The following is a 16,705-nucleotide window of genomic DNA, read 5'->3' as shown; positions in this document are numbered from 1 at the left end:
AGTGTCGGTTCAATTGTTCCGCGTCGGCCGCACCATCGTGAGTGGGTGGACAATGCCCTCTGGTCAGCAACGGGCACCTGACAGCAGTATGCCGATCCAGCCAGCCGGGGTCCCTGCATCATCGGGCAATATGGTATACAATGAACGAATGCAGTCACTCGTCGGCGCAATTGAGCGTTCGGCCGTAAGTGACTCCACTATGAGCGCAGCCGGTCAGCGAGCGATCATGCTGCCCCAGCGGATTACTCAAGACGGGATTCCGGCGGTGCAGCAGCAGAATGTCCAATCCGATAGGCGCATTTCGCGCGGCTACGTCCAGGCCGCGCGCGCGCCCTTTAAAGCTTTCAGGAACGCTGCATGACCGGAAAACTTCATCTGATCTGCCTCTCCGGCTTGATCTTGACTACACCCGCGATGCTATCCACCGCCGCATGGGCTCAGGTGGCGCAAGGGCAGTCTGCGCAAGAGTTCTCACCGGCACAGGCAACACCCAAGACACAGGTCGCGCCGAACATCCGCTATGTCGATTATAACGCCGACGCGATTGTGCGTTTGACGGGACATACCGGCTATCAGATGATGATCGAATTTGGGCCGGGCGAAAAAATTGAAACTGTGGGAATCGGGGATTCTTCGGGCTGGCAAGTAACGCCGAACGGGGCAGGGACCATTATGTTTCTAAAGCCAGTTGGCCTGCCCCCCATGACAAACCTCTCCATCATCACCAATCAAAGGCGCTACAATCTGGAACTGGTTGCAAAGTCAGGACTGCGGGTGCCGCAGAACCAGATCATCTACGCAGTACGGTTTCGCTACACAAAAACCGGCGCTGGTGTGGCCAAGGCTCCGCCGCCGCCATTAATTGCGTCGCTCCCCGAATTCTGGAACCGTGCCTACAGCTATGATGGTGCACAAGCGAATGTCCCGGAAGAAGTATTCGACGACGGCAAGGCGACATATTTTTAGTTCGCCGCCGGAACCTCCATACCAGCGATTTTCAGCGTGACACCGGAGTCAGGCGAAAGCATCGTCAATTTCAGCATTCGCGGACCTTACACTGTGGTGGAGCAAATCGCGCCGCAGTTCCTTTTGCGTCACGGCAAAGAAGTTACCGTCATTTTCAATGATGCGTTTACCACCCATACACCTGGAGCGGGCGCCCCCAAGCAGCGCGTAAAAAGGAAATGTGGATTATTTGGCTGCAAAACGCAGGAGGTAAAACCATGACCGTGCTTAAATCGGGGGATGCTGACCCGCGTACGACCATGGACGGTGACTTGCTCAGCGACGCAAATAGCCAGATTGTATCGCCAGTGGCCATGCCGCCTGGCTTATCACCCGGAATGCGACTGGGCGTTCTTGGTGTCGCCTTATTGGGGATATTGACATTTACGACACTGACCACAAGCCGAAGCGATGCAAATTCGAATTCATTCAAGCAAGTATCCGGAACTTTCAATGCGCCACCTCTCCCGCAAGGAGGGGTGGTCCAGCCGCCAACATTGCGTCCAGGCCCACCAGACTTGCCACCTCCTGTTCTACTGTCACCAACTTCGGAGAATATCGGTGGGCCGATTCTGGGTATGACCAGCCCAGCCACGGTTGGTCCAAATCGTTTCCTGTCCCCCGGCGTCGTGATTGATTCAACAAAGGCCGATATCGTATCATCGTCTCCCACCTCTGCACTCGGTGGATCAAAGAATGAAGATCTGAGTGCCGATGATCGGTTTGCCGATCGTGTGGCATCAGGTGAAAGTGCGCCCGCGCGCGCTGTACGCATCGCGAATAATGGCTATACAGTGCCACAAGGCGCCATAATCGCGGGTGTTCTTGAAACTGCGATCAACTCGGATCTACCGGGTTATGTTCGTGCCGTTGTAAGCCGCGACGTTATGGGGTTTGACGGTCGGCGCGTACTCATTCCGAGCGGCAGTCGGTTAATTGGGCAATATCGCTCTGGCCTCGCTGCGGGGCAATCGCGCGCTTTTATTGTTTGGACGCGGCTTACGCGACCCGATGGCGTCACTGTTTCGCTTGGTTCGCCCGTTACTGACCCGCTAGGCCGCGCTGGATTGGGCGGTAAAGTGGATATTCATTTTCTGAAACGATTTGGAACGGCCATATTGTTATCCGTCGTGGAATCGGGGATGGGGCTTCTGCAACAGGGCGGAAACAATGTCATCGTCCGGAGTGCTGATGACGCAAAAAATGTCGCCGGAATTGCGCTTCAACGCGACATCAACATTCCGCCAACGGTAAAGGTCGCACAGGGCACCGCCATCCGTATATTCCTTGCACGCGACCTGGATTTTTCGAGCACTGACGGCGATCTGCAATGAACCAGATGTCAGCCATAACCGGCGATGCCGAAAATGTGTACCTGAACAGCTACCTTGCACCCTTCAACGAATGGTTGTCGTCGGATGATGTCACGGAAATATTGGTCAATCGTCCACAAGAGATATGGGTGGAACGCCTCGGCTTGGCGACGATGCAGCGGCACCATGCGCCGGAGATCGACAGACAGTTGCTGGAACGTCTCGCGCATCAAATTGCGCGGATCAACCACCAGGGCGTAAGCCGGGAAAACCCGCTGCTGGCTGCTACTCTTCCTGGCGGAGCCCGTGTCCAAATGGTGTTGCCACCAGCAACTCGTGGGGAGGTCGCACTGGCTATCCGCAAGCACCGGCTGCAGGATATGACGCTAGAAGATTATGTGCAGCAAAGCGCACTCTCATTTAGCCATGATAACGCAAAAGGCGCCGACAACCTCCATGCATCGCTGGCGCAGTTGCTCCAGGATAACGATATCCTTGGCTTGTTTCGCCAGGCGGTGGCGTCACGCCAGACCATTCTAATTTCCGGTGGGACATCCTCCGGAAAGACAACGTTGTTAAATGCGTTGTTGAAGGAAATACCTCGACATGAGCGGCTGATCGCGATTGAGGATACGCCCGAAATCAGGCTGGGGAGCGACAACGCTCTTGGTTTGGTTGCTGTGGCGGGTAACCAGGGCGAAGCGAAGGTAACCGTTGATGACTTGATGCGGGCGTCTCTGCGGATGCGGCCGGATCGGCTAATTGTTGGGGAACTGCGCGGCAGCGAAACAGTTACATTCCTGCGCGCAATCAATACAGGCCACCCCGGATCAATAAGCACCATTCACGCCAATACACCCCAAGGGGCGCTGGAACAGATTGCCCTTATGTGTATGCAGGCAGGACTGGGGCTTGGCCGTCAGGAAACCATGGATTATGCCCGTTCAATGGTGGACGTCATTATTCAGCTCGAGCGCAAAAGTGGGCAGCGAACAATTAGCGATGTGCAACTAGTCAATCCAGATATGCAGTGACCGCATAAACATTCGTCCCTGCACGATGTGCGCATCTATCGGCCCACCCCCGAATTGACGTCAGAGGGCTCATGACAGACACGGCCCATCCCAGGCGTTGGTATTTTACAAATATCGTCACCGGCACTGGAACATCGCGGAAGGTTCCAAGTTGTTAATTCGTCATTAACGATAGTTGGGCGCGCAATCGAAAATGACAACTCACAACTCAAGGAAATATCTATGCGCAAAAAACTTGCATACCTCTCCACTGCTATCCTCGCTACGTTCATGGCGACTGGCGCTCAAGCTGCTCAATTCATCAACATAACCGGCCCAAGTGGCACATTCGGGGATGATGATGTTACCTGTGCGGCCGGTACTACTGGATCATGTACCTTCACACGTTCGTTCGAATTTATAACGCCTGCAGGCTTCAATGTGACCAGTGCGGATATCTCGTCGATCATTTCCTCGGGCAATCCTCTGACCGACATTAACTTTACGTCCGTCATGTTGAATGGTGTTGACTTCAACACGCTTTCAACTGGCGCTCAAGAGTTCCGCAACATTCTGAACCAAACTCTGGTTGCAGGCGGAAATAACGTTCTTAGCGTAGCGGGAACGACAGGCGGAAACGCAGCATTCTCTGGTAATCTTTCGTTTGCTTCGGCAGCGGCTGTTCCAGAACCAGCTGCGTGGATGTTGATGTTGCTAGGTATGGCTGGCGTCGGTTTTTCGATGCGTCGCAAAGATAAAACAACTCTGCGTGTTCGTTACACCTAATCTGGTTTAACTTCATGTTTCGGGTCCAGAGTGGCTTCCCTTCGGGAAGCTGCTCTGGACTTTTAGACATATTCGGGGCAGCTTCACTGCGCAGAATAAGACGGATTAATCTGCATTGAAGGTACAATCGTCATGGAAACGTATTGGGATTGGATAACAGTTATTACATTCGCTGGGTTGGCAACATTGCTGTTGCAGAGATCTAGCGAAGAAGAACCGCGTGACGAACTCTGGCAATATGCGCCTCCGGCGATTGGCTGTGCCGTGACAAACTATTTTGGGAATGAAGGTCAGCATTTGATTGCTGGAGTGCTTTTCATCGGTGTTATTTCATATATATTTTTGATATTAAAAGTTAGATTGCCAAAAATGTGATCCATAACTGCATAATACTGTCTGTTCAGGTTACGTTATTATGTTCAGTTTTTAAGAATGGGCTTTTCGTCTATTAGCAGCTTCGATCCAGTTTGGTCAGCCTGAATTCTTGATGTCACCGGCGCCTTTAATTCGGGCGTTGGCAATACCAATGCGCCGGTTGGTAGAACATCATCCGCGATGAGACGCGATGCTACCTTCTCTGCTTGACGTTCGATTGACAACGTTTCTTCAGGAACGGGCAAGAAATCGACAGATGTCACCAAATTTGTAGCTTCACTGTCTAATTCCACAGTTTGAGAGAACGCGCGCCGCCGCCCCCAAGTGCCTTTCCATCGATAGAAAATATGCGTGCCGATTTGCGAAACCTTATCAAGGGAGGACGCCCAGTAAGGGACGACGTAATTTGCGTGATAATGCGTTGCCATACCGACAGAAGGTTCAACCACGCCGGAAATCGCGCCAATTGCAATCATTCTGGCTTGTTCCCAACCACCACGCGTTGGGCGCCTCGCCAAGCTGCCATCGCAAGTGAATGTGAATTGGCAGCCCGTTTTTCGCTCCGCGCCTTGGTAAACCACGCCGCAAATGGATTTCGGATATGCTGGGTGCCGCACCCGATTAAGGACAACTTGAGCAACCGCCCTTTTGCCCTGGCTCAGTTCATTTCCAGCTTCGTAATAGATCGCCGAAGTGAGACAGTCTGTCGCGTTTTTCCGTCCCACCAGAAAGACATCATAGGCGGGCAGAACCAACGGCAATGCGCGTTCAAGCGGCGCTGTCGAAAAAGGAAGTTTTTCATTCTCCTCTATCGCCTTTTCCGGCGGCAGAGGTTTATAAATCTGTAATTCTGGACTTGGGGGAACACTAAGACCGTTTGGTGCGTTTATGTCCAAATCGGGGCGTGGCTCTTTGGTTGTGCGTTCAGCCAGCCAGAGGCTGGTCGCGCTGCCAGACACCAAAACAATTGCGGTTAATAAAGATAACTGCCGTAACTTTTTGGAACGTTCAAGATTTTTAATAGCCATCTTGAATATCAATCTCACATTATTTTAATTTAAAAACAGTTAAGTTAGAGAAAAATCTTGATTAGATGAACTAATGATTTAATCTTTATAAAAAAATGATATAACATATTTACGGCGTTTTGCAAATTTATTTAATTTATAGCGCTAGCAGCGGGAGTTATATTTGAAACACGATTCGGCTGAAATGTCGTTAAAACCGGGAGTTTCCGAAACTGCCGGACGCTGGTTCTCTATGTTGAACTGGCAGTCTTTGATATTGATCCTTGGCCTTCTTGCATTTTGCGTGCCGACCATGAAATTTGTGAGTCAACAGTCTTGGGCTGGTGAGGAAGGGGCGCACGGCCCAATTGTGCTTGCCACTGGTTTGTGGCTGCTTGTGCGCGAATGGCAGGAAGCGCGCCAGTTCGCTAAGCCAGCGCCCATGGGCATCGCCTGGATGTTGTTGGCAGTGCTTGTGCCACTCCAGATATTTGCGCGGATTACCCAGATTGTGGAACTTGAAGGTTACTTCATGTACTTCACGCTACTTGTAATCCTTTATGCCGTTATTGGCCTTGAAGCTATGCGCAAGCTCTGGTTCCCCCTGTTTTATATTGCCTTCATTTTCCCGCCCCCGGAATCGCTAGTGGCGTTGGTTACGGTTCCAATGAAAATTTGGCTTTCAAAAGCTGCTATCGGCTTCCTGCAGTTGTTTAACTATCCGATCGGTGGGGAGGGCGTGACGATCTATATTGGACAGTACGAGCTGCTCGTGGCAGCTGCCTGCTCCGGAATTAACTCTATCGTATCTCTCTCTGCAATTTCTCTATTTTACATATATATGCGCCATCGGGCAAACTGGCTCTACTCCGCTCTGCTGGTACTGCTCATCGTTCCTGTCGCATTAATTGCGAATTTTTTCCGCGTGCTCATTTTGATCCTGTTGACTTACCATGCAGGCGAAGCCGCAGCGCAGGGGTTTCTGCATAACTTTGCAGGAATAGCGATGTTCGCAATTGCCCTCATCACCATATTCGCCGCTGACGAGGTTCTTAAGCCTCTCTGGGACCGCGTCAGGGCCAATTCTAGATCGAGACATGATAATGCGTAAGTCCGACGATAATCCATTACCAGCCGAAGGCAAAACTCCTTTGGGTCGACGTGCAGTGATGGGTGGTTTATTGGCACTGGCGTCCGGCATTGCTTATGCGCGGCAACCTAAGCCATCGATGCCTGTTCTAAAGAAAGACACATTCGAATCCTTAGTGCCTGGTCCGTTCGGGAATTGGCAGGTGATATCCGATGGCGGTGTGGTGCTGCCACCACCCGACGCATTGCGCGATCGACTTTACGACAATCTGGTCACCCGCGCATTTCAGACCCAAGGGTCACCGCTTGTGATGATGCTTTTAGCGTATAACAACGAACAAGATGGTGTATTACAGGTCCATCGTCCCGAAGTTTGTTACCCAGTCGGCGGGTTTCAACTCAGCGACACGCAAAAGGTGGATATCCCTCTGGAAAGAGGTAGCGTTCCTGCAAACATCTTCACCGCAGAAGCACCTGGCCGCATTGAACAAGTGATGTATTTTACCCGGTTGGGCAAAGCATTTCCTCGGTCGTGGGCGGAACAGAGGATTGCGGTTGTCAATGCGAATCTGGCTGGAGACATACCAGACGGCATCATGATGCGGGTTTCCGTCATTGGCATAAGTCAACAACGCGCGCAGCCGATTTTGGCAAGATTCACGCGCGAATTCATCAGTGCATCCCCCGTCCGCTTGCAGCGATTGTTGGTCGGATGAATCGACATAGGAGAACGAAAATGGTTTACCGCGGACATATCACCAGCTTGGTCTGTATGGCCTTGCTTCTGGCTGGCTGTGACAAGGAGCCGGAGGGACAAGTTGCGGCAGTTGTTAACGGCGACGAAATAACCTTGCAGGAAATTAACGCAGAAATTGGTAATGCCAATATACCCGCCGGCACTGATACGAAGGATGTGCAAAGGGCTGCTTTGCAGCGCATTGTTGAACGTCGCTTACTCGCGCATTCGGCGAGAGAAGACGGTCTGGATAAGACACCCGAATATTTGATACGTAGTCGCCAAATCGACGATGCATTATTGGTCCAACTATTGGGCCAGAGAGCGGAAAAGTCGTTTCAGGTGCCTGACCAGCAGGCCATAAACAAATATATGGCGGATAACCCGTCCATGTTTGCTGGTCGAAAAATGTATATCGTCGATCGCATTCAGTTCGGATTGCCTTCGGATATGTCACAATTAAAATCTCTGGAAAGTGCACACTCAATGGCCGAAGTTGCCACCAGACTGAACAATCTTGGCATCAAATTTGAGCGTGGCCCGGCCAAAATGGATTCAGCCCAGTTGGGTCAGCAACGTTTGGACCAGATACTGGCACTGCCGGATGGTGAACCGTTTGTGATACCTGAAAACGGCATGGTAACCGTTGCAGTAATCACAGGTGAAAGCCCGATAGCAGGGAATGGCGCGGAAATGGCGGCGCTGGCCACACAGGCGCTACGCCGAAATGCGTTGACCACGTCGCTTGAGGAGCGCTTGAAGCAAGCGCGAGCCAAAGCTGAAGTTAAGTATCAGCCGGAATTCGCTCCGAAAAAAAATGCGGGCAGTTTGGGCACAGGCACTGCGAAAAAATAGTCTCCTTTGATGCATGGGCGCGTCATCAGCGCCCCGGCAAGGCATCGTTCTAGCGGTCGGATGTCGGATGTCGCCAGTAGCGTAAACCAGCAATGGCGACCAAAAAGATGCTGCCGAGTTCTAGTGCTACGTTCCACTGGGGCAGCAGCACTTTTGTACGAAAGGCAGTATCGATATGGTGGAAAGATGCGGCGCGGATGACGATGAAACAACCCAACAGGCAAAGTCCCACCAAAGCGATCCTTATTTCCATAGCCGCTTTGCTTAAAGCGCGTAGCAAAATGACGGCACCAATGATCGAACACGCGATTAGGCAGATAATAAACAGGAGCTGGATAGCTTGACGTTGATGATACCAACCGCCTGCAACTGCAAAATATCTGCCAATCTGGGTCAACAGGCTTTGCAGATCGAGCTGCTTGTTGAAGCCAAGAACCATCATAACAATTGTGACGATGCCCCAAAAGTGTGCCTCGTCATGCGTCGAAGGCAATCGTGGTACGACGCGCGCCCTCTCCGACCTAGACGCGAGATAGCATATCACTGCCGACGCAAAATATCCGAACACAGTCAGCCACCCTGCCAAGCTTGGGTCGCCAATGGTGGGTTGCCAGTCAATATTGATATTCATCTCCTTTGGGCAACCTACTCTAATTTCAAGAAAATTGGGACCAGCGAAGCTTTAATAGAGGGAACAGAATGAAACTGCTTTTTGCTTTGTCCGGATTTCATAAACATGAAAGAGGCGCGGAAGTTGCATTGATGTCAGTGGCAGAGGCGATGGCAGCATCGGGTGACGAAGTGACGCTGATGGGATCGGGCGAACCGCGATCGGGCACCTCGTACAGCTTTGAACATGTTGGTTCCCGGCCGAGAGAAAAGTTTGAAAACTGGCCGCAATTTCCACCTTTGCGCAGCGAAACTGCTTGGGAAGACGCGACTTTTGCCGCAAATTTGCTCCGTGCATATGATCCGGCTGAATTTGACGCTGTCGTTACCTGTGCTTTTCCCTTCACGCACTGGGCGTTGCGACGACCCTCTTCAAAGAAACCACTGCAAATATTTGTGACCCAGAATGGCGATTGGCCCGCGTTTAGCAACCAATCTGAATATCGCAGTTTTTCGTGTGACGGGCTAATTTGCACCAATCCAGATTATTTTGAGCGCAATCAGCCCCAATGGAAGTGCGCGCTTGTGCCAAATGGCGTGGATCTTGCGCGGTTCAAGCTGGGGATCGGAGATCGTCGCCGCTTCGGCTTCCCCGAGAACCAGAAAATCATCCTCATGGTGAGCGCATTTATTGAAAGCAAGCGCGTGTTGGACGGCATAAGGGCGGTGGCCCAATTGCCAGATGCATTTTTGGTCGTGGCAGGGGACGGACCCCTGCGCGATGAAGCTCGGGCCCTCGCGGATACACTTATGCCTGGCCGATTTATGCGTGTGAGTTTGTCCGCTAAAGAAATGCCATTATTGTATCAGTCAGCGGACATATTTTTGCACCTCTCGTTGCTTGAGTCATTCGGCAACGTGTTTTTGGAGGCGTGGGCCAGCGGTCTGCCGATCGTCGCGCATGATACTGATCGGCTTCGCTGGATTTTGGGCGATTATGGTCATTTGTGTGACACCGAAAACGAACGGTCCCTTGTTGAGGCCCTAGTTGCCGCCAGCCGATCTTCGCCAGCCGGCAGCACAAATGGCATCGAACGCTTCGCCTGGTCCAATATCGCCCGAGAATATCGAAGTTTTATTAGCAGCCTTTAGGACCAGCTAACCGTTGGTCAGTTGGCGGAAATAATGAATTGTTTTTTCAAGGCCATCCCGCAAGTTTTGCTGCGGTTCCCAATCCAGCTCTTTACGTGCGACCGATATGTCGGGCTTGCGCTGCGTTGGGTCATCCGACGGGAGAGGTAATTCAACGAGCGACGACCGCGCACCGGTCATCTCGATCACAATTTCTGCCAATTGACGAATTGTAAACTCTACGGGATTTCCCAGATTAATGGGGCCAGTCACTTCATCGGCTGTGTCCATCAGACGCAGGAGACCCTCAACCAGATCGTCTACATAGCAAAAGCTGCGTGTTTGAGAGCCATCACCATAAATCGTTATGTCCTCGCCGCGAAGTGCCTGCATTATGAAATTTGAGACGACACGGCCATCAGCGGGATGCATGCGCGGACCATAGGTGTTGAAAATGCGCGCTACCTTGATCGCAAGACCATGTTGGCGGTGATAATCGAAAAACAGCGTTTCAGCGCAGCGTTTGCCTTCGTCATAGCAGGAACGAAGTCCGATCGGGTTTACGTTCCCCCAATAGCTCTCTGTCTGCGGATGTTGGGTCGGATCGCCATACACTTCGCTGGTCGACGCTTGAAGAATAGGTGCTTTAATCCGCTTGGCGAGGCCAAGCATGTTTATGGCGCCAATGACCGAGACCTTGGTGGTCTGGACTGGGTCGTGCTGATAATGAATGGGAGAGGCGGGGCAGGCGAGATTGAAGATGGCGTCGACTTCGACGAACAATGGAAAACAGATATCGTGGCGGAGGAACTCAAATCGCGGGTGCCCTAACAGATGTGCGATGTTCGCCTTGGCACCTGTAAAAAGATTGTCTACGCACAGAACCTCGTCGCCCCTGTCAATCAGTCGATCGATAAGATGCGAGCCTACAAACCCGGCGCCGCCAGTGACCAACACCCGACGCGTAGAAAAATAATCACGAGACATTATTAGATATCCTATTCATTTGCGTCTCGAATAGTGTGAGAATACTGTCGTTCAAGTGATTCTAACTATATTGAAAAATATATTTTTAGTTTCCGTATTTCGTGGAACAAATGCGCTTAATAGTAAGTTTTACTTCCTTGTTTCATTTCATTTCCAGCAGTTACTCCATAGATGAAGCTCGCTAAGGAGCTAGGATTTCAGAATGCTAAATGTCCTTAACGCCGGTGCGTGGTTGCTCGCAGGCACATTGTCCGTGGTTATCATCTATCTGTGTGTTGAACTCTGCTTTGGCTTGCTGCCTTCAAAGAGGCGTCGGCTTGAAGCGTCAACAGTTCACCAAAAGGGTGCCATTTTGGTGCCGGCGCATAATGAGGCGATTAGCATAGCCGCAACGGTATCAGCATTGCGCATTGCCGCCCCTCAGTGCCGGATTCTCGTTGTTGCTGACAATTGTACGGATGATACGGCAGACTTGGCGCGCGGCGCTGGCGCCGAAGCCATCACGCGCGTGTCCGATACGCACAAAGGCAAAGGCTTTGCATTGGCCTTTGGACGTGATCATCTTGCTAAGGCACCGCCCGATGCCGTGATCATTGTCGACGCAGACTGCAGGTTGTCACCGGGCAGTGCCGAAATTCTGATAGCCCGTTCAGTTGAAGGTAATCAACCTGTTCAGGGCGTGAATTTGTTGGTGACGGGTGCAACCGAGTCGCCGATTGCCAGCATTTCCAATTTTGCGATGCTGATTAAAAACCTAGTTCGGGCGCGCGGCTTGGCGCGACTGGGCGGCGGAACATTGTTGTTTGGAACAGGCATGGCCTTTCCTTGGAATTTGTTCGCTGAACTTGACCTTGCTACATCCCACGCCGTCGAGGATCTGCAACTTGGGTTATCGCTTGCGAAACAAGGTACGCGCGTGGGATTTGAAGATCGAGCCTTGGTCACAAGTCCGGCCGCTTCCGTTGCAGATAGCAAAGGGCAGCGAAGCCGATGGGAACATGGATTTATGCAAACTGCCATGCATAATGGTTTGCCAATGCTACTTTCCGGACTCTCAAAGGGTTCGCGGCATTTACTCACAATAGGCGCACATATGATGGTGCCACCTTTAGCGATGCTAATGTTGCTTACCGTTGTCGCCTTGTTGCTGCTTACATCTTTAGTTTGGTTGGGTTCAGGCTCTGTCGGCCCATTGATGCTTCTCGGAACCAGTCTGACAATATTATCGGTCATATTGCTCGCCGCTTGGTGGGCAGAGGGACGAAGGGTTATAAGTGGCGCTGCGTTATTAAAAATCCCGTTTTATATCCTATGGAAGGTACCGATATACATCCGGTTCTTCACCGCCCGTCAAACGGGGTGGAACCGGACCCAAAGGGATGGCGAGCACCATTAAGCGTACGCCAGCGTCGCCATATTACCAAAATCTTGGGGCCTTCGACAAGATAGCGCCGCCACAGCCGTCGTGGCTCACTGCTTAAGCGGTGCAACCATTCCAACGACGACCGCTGCATCCAATATGGTGCGCGTTTTTTTGCGCCTGTAAGGAATTCCAGCGAAGCACCGATGCACAAGGCCACGCCGCGCGCACGGTTGCGTTTAGTTATCTCGTGGCAGCAAATCTCGCTTTGTGGTGCGCCAATGGCGAAAAAGACAAGGTCCGCTTCCGCGCTTTCGACAAATTCGGCAATTCTTTCCCTTGCTCCTGCATTGCGGCGCACTCCCATTGGCGGCTGATGAAAGACCCAGGCATGCTGGGGATATAACTCAGCTATGCGTTCGTGCAGTTCCGCGTCCCCGCCGATTACCGCACAACGCCAGCTTGTATTCTTCAAATCCAGCAACTCTCGAGTCAGGTCGCTTCCGGGAACTGCATGCAGCGTCAATCCGGACCGCCGCGCCAAGAGGCTGAGGATGCGACTGTCGCATAAGGTTAGATGCGCGTTAGCGTAAGCGTCGACGAGAGCAGAATCTGGCGCGTCATTTAACGCAACCACATGGTCAACATTTGGGGTCACAACATAGGAAAATGCGTGCATACCCACCAGTAATTTGACCTCGTCCAGAGCGCCCTGGGCATTAAGATCATCAAAAGAAACCCCGAGAAAATCGGTTTTTGAATGCCTTTGCAGGGTAGATGACGTTGCTATGATATTGCTCATCATCGAACCACAAGCCTACCAAACAGACCGTTCGGCGGAGCTTCGCCTGGCAACAAGTCAACACCATATCTAGTCCTGGAATCCGCCAGTCCTTGCTGCGCATCGGCCAAACAGGTTGAACGGGTTCTGGCGCATATTTCGGCATAAAGCCGCCAACCGCTGTTCAACGCCGGTGCCGAACGGGTGAGCTTGCGTGCTACCGCGATGGCCTCCCGCGGACTCTGCTGTTCCAGCAGATACTCTGAATATGCGCGAGATAAAACCTCACTTTGTTTATTGGCGTCAATGCCCTGACCAAAAACACGGCGGACATTGGCGTCTTCGCCCATGGCGGCATAGATTTTGGCGGTCAATTGCCAAAGTCGCGGCTGCTGTGGACATTCGGATGAAGCGCTTTGTGCCGATCTCAGTGCGTCAGCATATCGGCGACTGGCGTATAACAAATTGGCCCGCGTACCGAGGGCGGAACAATGTGTCTTGTCTGCATCAAGAATGCCCGAAACCAGCTTCCGGGCGCGCGTGAAATCGCCTTGCGCCACCGCGATGTTGGCAGACTCGGCTTCAGCATCGGCGCCGGTAATGCCAGCTAACAAAGCTGAAGCGACGGATATATTTCCGATGTCAATAAAGTAACGGGCGGCAGATATCCGGGCCGCCGGCGTACCTGATACTTTGATCGATTTGATTAGCCCGGAGTCGATTTTAGTGACAGCATATTCCCGCCACAACTGAATCGCACCATCGACATTCTGCGGTGAAGCATCCTTATGTGCCAGAACGGACGACACCGACCTTGTGGCGTTCGCGTCGTTGCCCGTCTTGTAAAGAAAGTTAGCGTGGTCCAGTTTAAGTGCCAGGTCGTCCGGACGTAATTTGCCAAGAGCGGAATATTGCTGTGCCATCATTTCGGGATTGCGCAAAGACCGATAGATTTCCAACCGTGTAAGTGAAACAGCCGGAGTGTTGGGCCGGGTACTGTCGAAGACGTCCAGGATATGGGCTGCTTCTTGTGGATTTCCAGATAGAAAAGAAGCACGTGCTTTTAGTACCACGCCACCTTCATTCAGCCGGTCAATTGATAATATTTGGTCGGCGGTCCTTGTGGCAGATTCAAAGTCGCGTTTGATTAAGGCGTGGAGACCCCGGATTAACAGCGCATCTGTGAAATTCGGGTTGAGAACCAGCAATTTATCGGTCGCGTCTAGAGACTCATTTAACCGGCCGACTCGTATGCCGATTTGTGAAACTGCCTGCAACGCTTCTTGATTGCTGGGTGCGAGGGCTAGGGCTTCGCTATAAGCCGAATATGCATTTTCGAACGCACCGGCTGAATACTCTATTCTGCCCCTTAGCAGGTGATATTCAGCAACGTCATCGCGGGTAGCGATTGCTTTTGTGATCGTCTGCCGCGCCTCGGCGAAGCGGTTTTGGTCCAGCAATATTTCAGCCTGTGCAGCATATCGGGCAGCGTCCGTTTCTGTATCCGAACATCCGCTTATGCCACTCGAAACGAGCAGCAACAGCATTACCGACGCCAATTTGGTCAGGATGTCGTGAATTGTTCTGCCCTCGCATTGATTTGCATCAGCACGATGCAGGCGGTGCCCGCAACGTAACTGCCGTTGCGCCACTTTGTTCCATCAAAAGAGCCCGGTTAGTCGGCCGCATCGCTTTGATTTGGCGCGGGCAAGGGTAATGTTCTGAAAAAATTGAACCATGTAAGGGGTGGATTGGAACTTAATCATCATTCGATTGTTTGTGTGTATCGCTTAGCGGGTAACAGGGATGGCAATGACATGGGCGCAGATTGCCCCTCTTCATTTACATTCTGATTATATCTGCCGAGGTCATAGCTGGCTTATTCTATGCCTTCACCGACAGAGTACAGGAGAAATAATGGCCCGAATTTGGATCATCGTCACATTGTTTTTGGCAGGATTGTTTCCTTCACAAGCAATGGCGCAAACTGCATCTGCTCCTGGTGCCCGCGTGGCAGGGCCGGCGGCTGATTATCGGATCAACGCAGGCGACCAGCTCGAAATTTACGTCTGGGGCGAAGAGCGTTTACAGCGTGAGGTAAAGGTGTTGCCTGATGGCACCATTGCGTTTCCACTGGTTGGTCAAATAAGGGCCCAAGGTGCTTTGCCTTCGGAAATCGAGGCGCGGATCAGCAACGGATTAAAGGCACAATATCGGGGTGAAGTTCCGCAGGTTACAGTTTCGGTAGCAGCGCCAAGCGGGATGCAATTTTCCGTCATGGGCCGAGTGAAGTCACCTGGCACATTTACCCCCGGCCGATATGTGAATGTATTGGAGGCGCTCAGCATGGCGGGTGGCCCGAATGAGTTCGCAAATTTGGATAATGTCCTTATTATCCGTAAGGTCGGTGATCAGCTTGACACATTCCGGGTAAGAATAGCCCCGTTGTTCAAAAGCGGAGCCGATAACAGTGATGTTCTGCGCGCCAATATTCAGCGGCTGCAGTCAGGCGATACGGTCATCGTTCCGTGAGTGCCGCATCGGGTCATCTGAGACAAGTAGGCAAAGGTGCGTGTGCAATTCTGCCGGCCATGTTCTTGCTACCAACTGTAGCGATCGCGCAAACGGAACCACGTGTTACGGTTGATGTGTCGGTCAATGGAGCTGCTGACAGCAATCCCTTTTTTGAGCCAGGCGGCGATCCTGCCTTGTCAGCAACTCTTCAGGTCGATCCCAAAGTCTATTGGGAGGACGAAACTACTAGCGTTGTTATAGATGCCAGTTTGCGCATGACTCAGTATCTACAAAATTATGGTAATGACATCGGGGGTCGTGTTGGAGTTCTTGCGCGCAAGCAGATGAGCACGCGCACGTCTTTGAACGCCTCTGCAGGTTTTCAGTCGTCGCGGTCTCGGGTGCAGGATTATTTCTTTGGCAGCATAAGTGCACCTTTGGATCCAGTCGATTTTCCGGACGTAACATTCAACGATGTCACTACAGCAGGTCGTCGCAACAGGGTTCAAACCCTTGATGCCTCTCTTGGCCTTGACCATATTATAAGCGAGGCCGACACAGTCAGTGTCTTTGGCAGCACAACCTATTCTCGCTTTAGCGCGCCCGATCAAAGGGACTACCGAACGGGAAGCGTGGGCACACGTTACCGCCGGCAGTTGTCGGAAAGAACAACTGTAAATGCTGGTGTTACCGGCACCATCGTGGATTACATCGGCACTCGCAACGGTGATGCCCGTATCATCAGTCCCGTAGTTGGAATTGAAAACAGAGTCGATGAACGTATAAGCTGGACAGCAAGTGTTGGCGTTTCATTGGCATCGGTGGATGACGCCTTTGGCGAAGCAGACACGAAAGCCTATTTGACCGGTGGATTTTCAATTTGCGACAAAGGCATTCAATCGGCCCTTTGTGGGTCGGTATCGCGTAGCGCCGAGCCAACGGCGCTTGGCGGTATTCGTGCTGTCACAAACGTGGCCGTCGTCTATGATAAGCAGTTAAGTCAGAAGGAACGTGTGATTTTATCCGCGCGGTATGGCCAAACAAGCCAGGGTAGCACACCGTTGGCTTTGCCCGGCGAACAGAACAGCCGAATATTCGGTGTGTCGGGAACTTATTCCAAAGACCTGAATGATCGTCTCAGCTT

The 16,705-nt window shown here is 52.0% G+C and carries 17 protein-coding genes and 1 pseudogene; 13 read left to right on the top strand and 5 right to left on the bottom strand.

Annotated features, from left to right (window positions below; translation table 11 throughout):
- From ACK4S7_RS09505 to ACK4S7_RS09480, 6 genes and pseudogenes are all read left to right on the top strand, one after another.
- On the top strand, positions 1–361 hold a 361-nt coding region (locus ACK4S7_RS09505; RefSeq protein WP_409646277.1), incomplete at its 5' end, for a hypothetical protein.
- Positions 358–1,227: pseudogene (locus ACK4S7_RS09500) on the top strand (TrbG/VirB9 family P-type conjugative transfer protein). The gene ACK4S7_RS09505 and the pseudogene ACK4S7_RS09500, both read left to right, overlap by 4 nt.
- Positions 1,224–2,339 (top strand): type IV secretion system protein VirB10, encoded by a 1,116-nt coding sequence (gene virB10 / locus ACK4S7_RS09495; RefSeq protein ID WP_409646275.1) that lies wholly within the window; start codon positions 1,224–1,226, stop codon positions 2,337–2,339. The pseudogene ACK4S7_RS09500 and the gene virB10 overlap by 4 nt, the downstream one beginning before the upstream one ends.
- Positions 2,336–3,352, top strand: a complete 1,017-nt coding sequence (virB11, locus tag ACK4S7_RS09490) for a P-type DNA transfer ATPase VirB11 (RefSeq protein WP_409646273.1) — start codon at positions 2,336–2,338, stop codon at positions 3,350–3,352. Before virB10 ends, virB11 begins: the two co-directional genes overlap by 4 nt.
- A gap of 222 nt (positions 3,353–3,574) precedes the next feature.
- Positions 3,575–4,117 (top strand): FxDxF family PEP-CTERM protein, encoded by a 543-nt coding sequence (locus ACK4S7_RS09485; protein ID WP_409646272.1) that lies wholly within the window; start codon positions 3,575–3,577, stop codon positions 4,115–4,117.
- A 132-nt stretch (positions 4,118–4,249) separates the two neighbouring features.
- Positions 4,250–4,492, top strand: coding sequence for an XrtV sorting system accessory protein (locus ACK4S7_RS09480; RefSeq protein WP_409646270.1), 243 nt, complete (start codon positions 4,250–4,252; stop codon positions 4,490–4,492).
- A gap of 44 nt (positions 4,493–4,536) precedes the next feature.
- Here the strand turns inward: ACK4S7_RS09480 and ACK4S7_RS09475 are convergent, their stop codons facing one another.
- Positions 4,537–5,520 carry a cell wall hydrolase gene (locus ACK4S7_RS09475; protein ID WP_409646268.1) on the bottom strand — a complete coding sequence of 328 codons (984 nt, stop codon included), beginning with the start codon at positions 5,518–5,520 and terminating at the stop codon, positions 4,537–4,539.
- A 184-nt stretch (positions 5,521–5,704) separates the two neighbouring features.
- Between ACK4S7_RS09475 and xrtV the strand changes: the two genes are divergently transcribed.
- Genes xrtV through ACK4S7_RS09460 form a run of 3 tightly spaced genes read left to right on the top strand, consistent with a single transcriptional unit; the run spans position 5,705 to position 8,179 of the window.
- A complete protein-coding gene (gene xrtV / locus ACK4S7_RS09470) occupies positions 5,705–6,610 on the top strand; it encodes an exosortase V (protein ID WP_409646278.1) in 906 nt (301 codons plus the stop codon).
- On the top strand, positions 6,603–7,304 hold the full coding sequence (epsI, locus tag ACK4S7_RS09465) for an exosortase-associated protein EpsI, V-type (protein WP_409646266.1): 702 nt from the start codon (positions 6,603–6,605) through the stop codon (positions 7,302–7,304). The genes xrtV and epsI overlap by 8 nt, the downstream gene beginning before the upstream one ends.
- Positions 7,305–7,324: 20 nt before the next feature.
- Positions 7,325–8,179: a hypothetical protein gene (locus tag ACK4S7_RS09460; RefSeq protein ID WP_409646264.1), complete on the top strand. Its 855-nt coding sequence runs from the start codon at positions 7,325–7,327 to the stop codon at positions 8,177–8,179.
- Positions 8,180–8,228: 49 nt separating this feature from the next.
- Here ACK4S7_RS09460 and ACK4S7_RS09455 read toward each other — a convergent pair whose 3' ends face one another.
- Complete coding sequence (locus ACK4S7_RS09455) at positions 8,229–8,810, bottom strand: hypothetical protein (RefSeq protein ID WP_409646262.1); 582 nt, start codon at positions 8,808–8,810, stop codon at positions 8,229–8,231.
- 68 nt (positions 8,811–8,878) lie between these two features.
- Between ACK4S7_RS09455 and ACK4S7_RS09450 the strand changes: the two genes are divergently transcribed.
- Entirely contained in the window at positions 8,879–9,940 is a 1,062-nt protein-coding gene (locus ACK4S7_RS09450; protein ID WP_409646260.1) for a glycosyltransferase family 4 protein, read from the top strand.
- 6 nt (positions 9,941–9,946) lie between these two features.
- Here the strand turns inward: ACK4S7_RS09450 and ACK4S7_RS09445 are convergent, their stop codons facing one another.
- Entirely contained in the window at positions 9,947–10,906 is a 960-nt protein-coding gene (locus tag ACK4S7_RS09445; RefSeq protein WP_409646258.1) for a UDP-glucuronic acid decarboxylase family protein, read from the bottom strand.
- 202 nt (positions 10,907–11,108) lie between these two features.
- On the opposite strand from ACK4S7_RS09445, the gene ACK4S7_RS09440 reads away from it, so the two are divergent.
- Positions 11,109–12,302 carry a glycosyltransferase family 2 protein gene (locus ACK4S7_RS09440; protein ID WP_409646257.1) on the top strand — a complete coding sequence of 398 codons (1,194 nt, stop codon included), beginning with the start codon at positions 11,109–11,111 and terminating at the stop codon, positions 12,300–12,302.
- Here ACK4S7_RS09440 and ACK4S7_RS09435 read toward each other — a convergent pair.
- Both ACK4S7_RS09435 and ACK4S7_RS09430 read right to left on the bottom strand, forming a co-directional pair.
- Complete coding sequence (locus tag ACK4S7_RS09435; protein WP_409646256.1) at positions 12,247–13,071, bottom strand: WecB/TagA/CpsF family glycosyltransferase; 825 nt, start codon at positions 13,069–13,071, stop codon at positions 12,247–12,249. The genes ACK4S7_RS09440 and ACK4S7_RS09435 overlap by 56 nt on opposite strands.
- A complete protein-coding gene (locus ACK4S7_RS09430; RefSeq protein WP_409646254.1) occupies positions 13,068–14,594 on the bottom strand; it encodes a tetratricopeptide repeat protein in 1,527 nt (508 codons plus the stop codon). The genes ACK4S7_RS09435 and ACK4S7_RS09430 overlap by 4 nt, the downstream gene beginning before the upstream one ends.
- Positions 14,595–14,964: 370 nt before the next feature.
- On the opposite strand from ACK4S7_RS09430, the gene ACK4S7_RS09425 reads away from it, so the two are divergent.
- Both ACK4S7_RS09425 and ACK4S7_RS09420 read left to right on the top strand, forming a co-directional pair.
- Positions 14,965–15,579, top strand: coding sequence for a polysaccharide biosynthesis/export family protein (locus ACK4S7_RS09425; protein ID WP_409646253.1), 615 nt, complete (start codon positions 14,965–14,967; stop codon positions 15,577–15,579).
- Positions 15,580–15,638: 59 nt separating this feature from the next.
- A partial coding sequence (locus ACK4S7_RS09420) for a hypothetical protein (RefSeq protein WP_409646251.1) occupies positions 15,639–16,705 on the top strand: 1,067 nt, incomplete at its 3' end.

The sequence above is a fragment of the Sphingorhabdus sp. genome (assembly GCF_046292425.1).
Taxonomy (GTDB): domain Bacteria; phylum Pseudomonadota; class Alphaproteobacteria; order Sphingomonadales; family Sphingomonadaceae; genus Sphingorhabdus_B.
The sequence above is the reverse complement of the archived record's forward strand: the minus strand, read 5'-3'. Positions and strand labels throughout refer to the sequence as shown.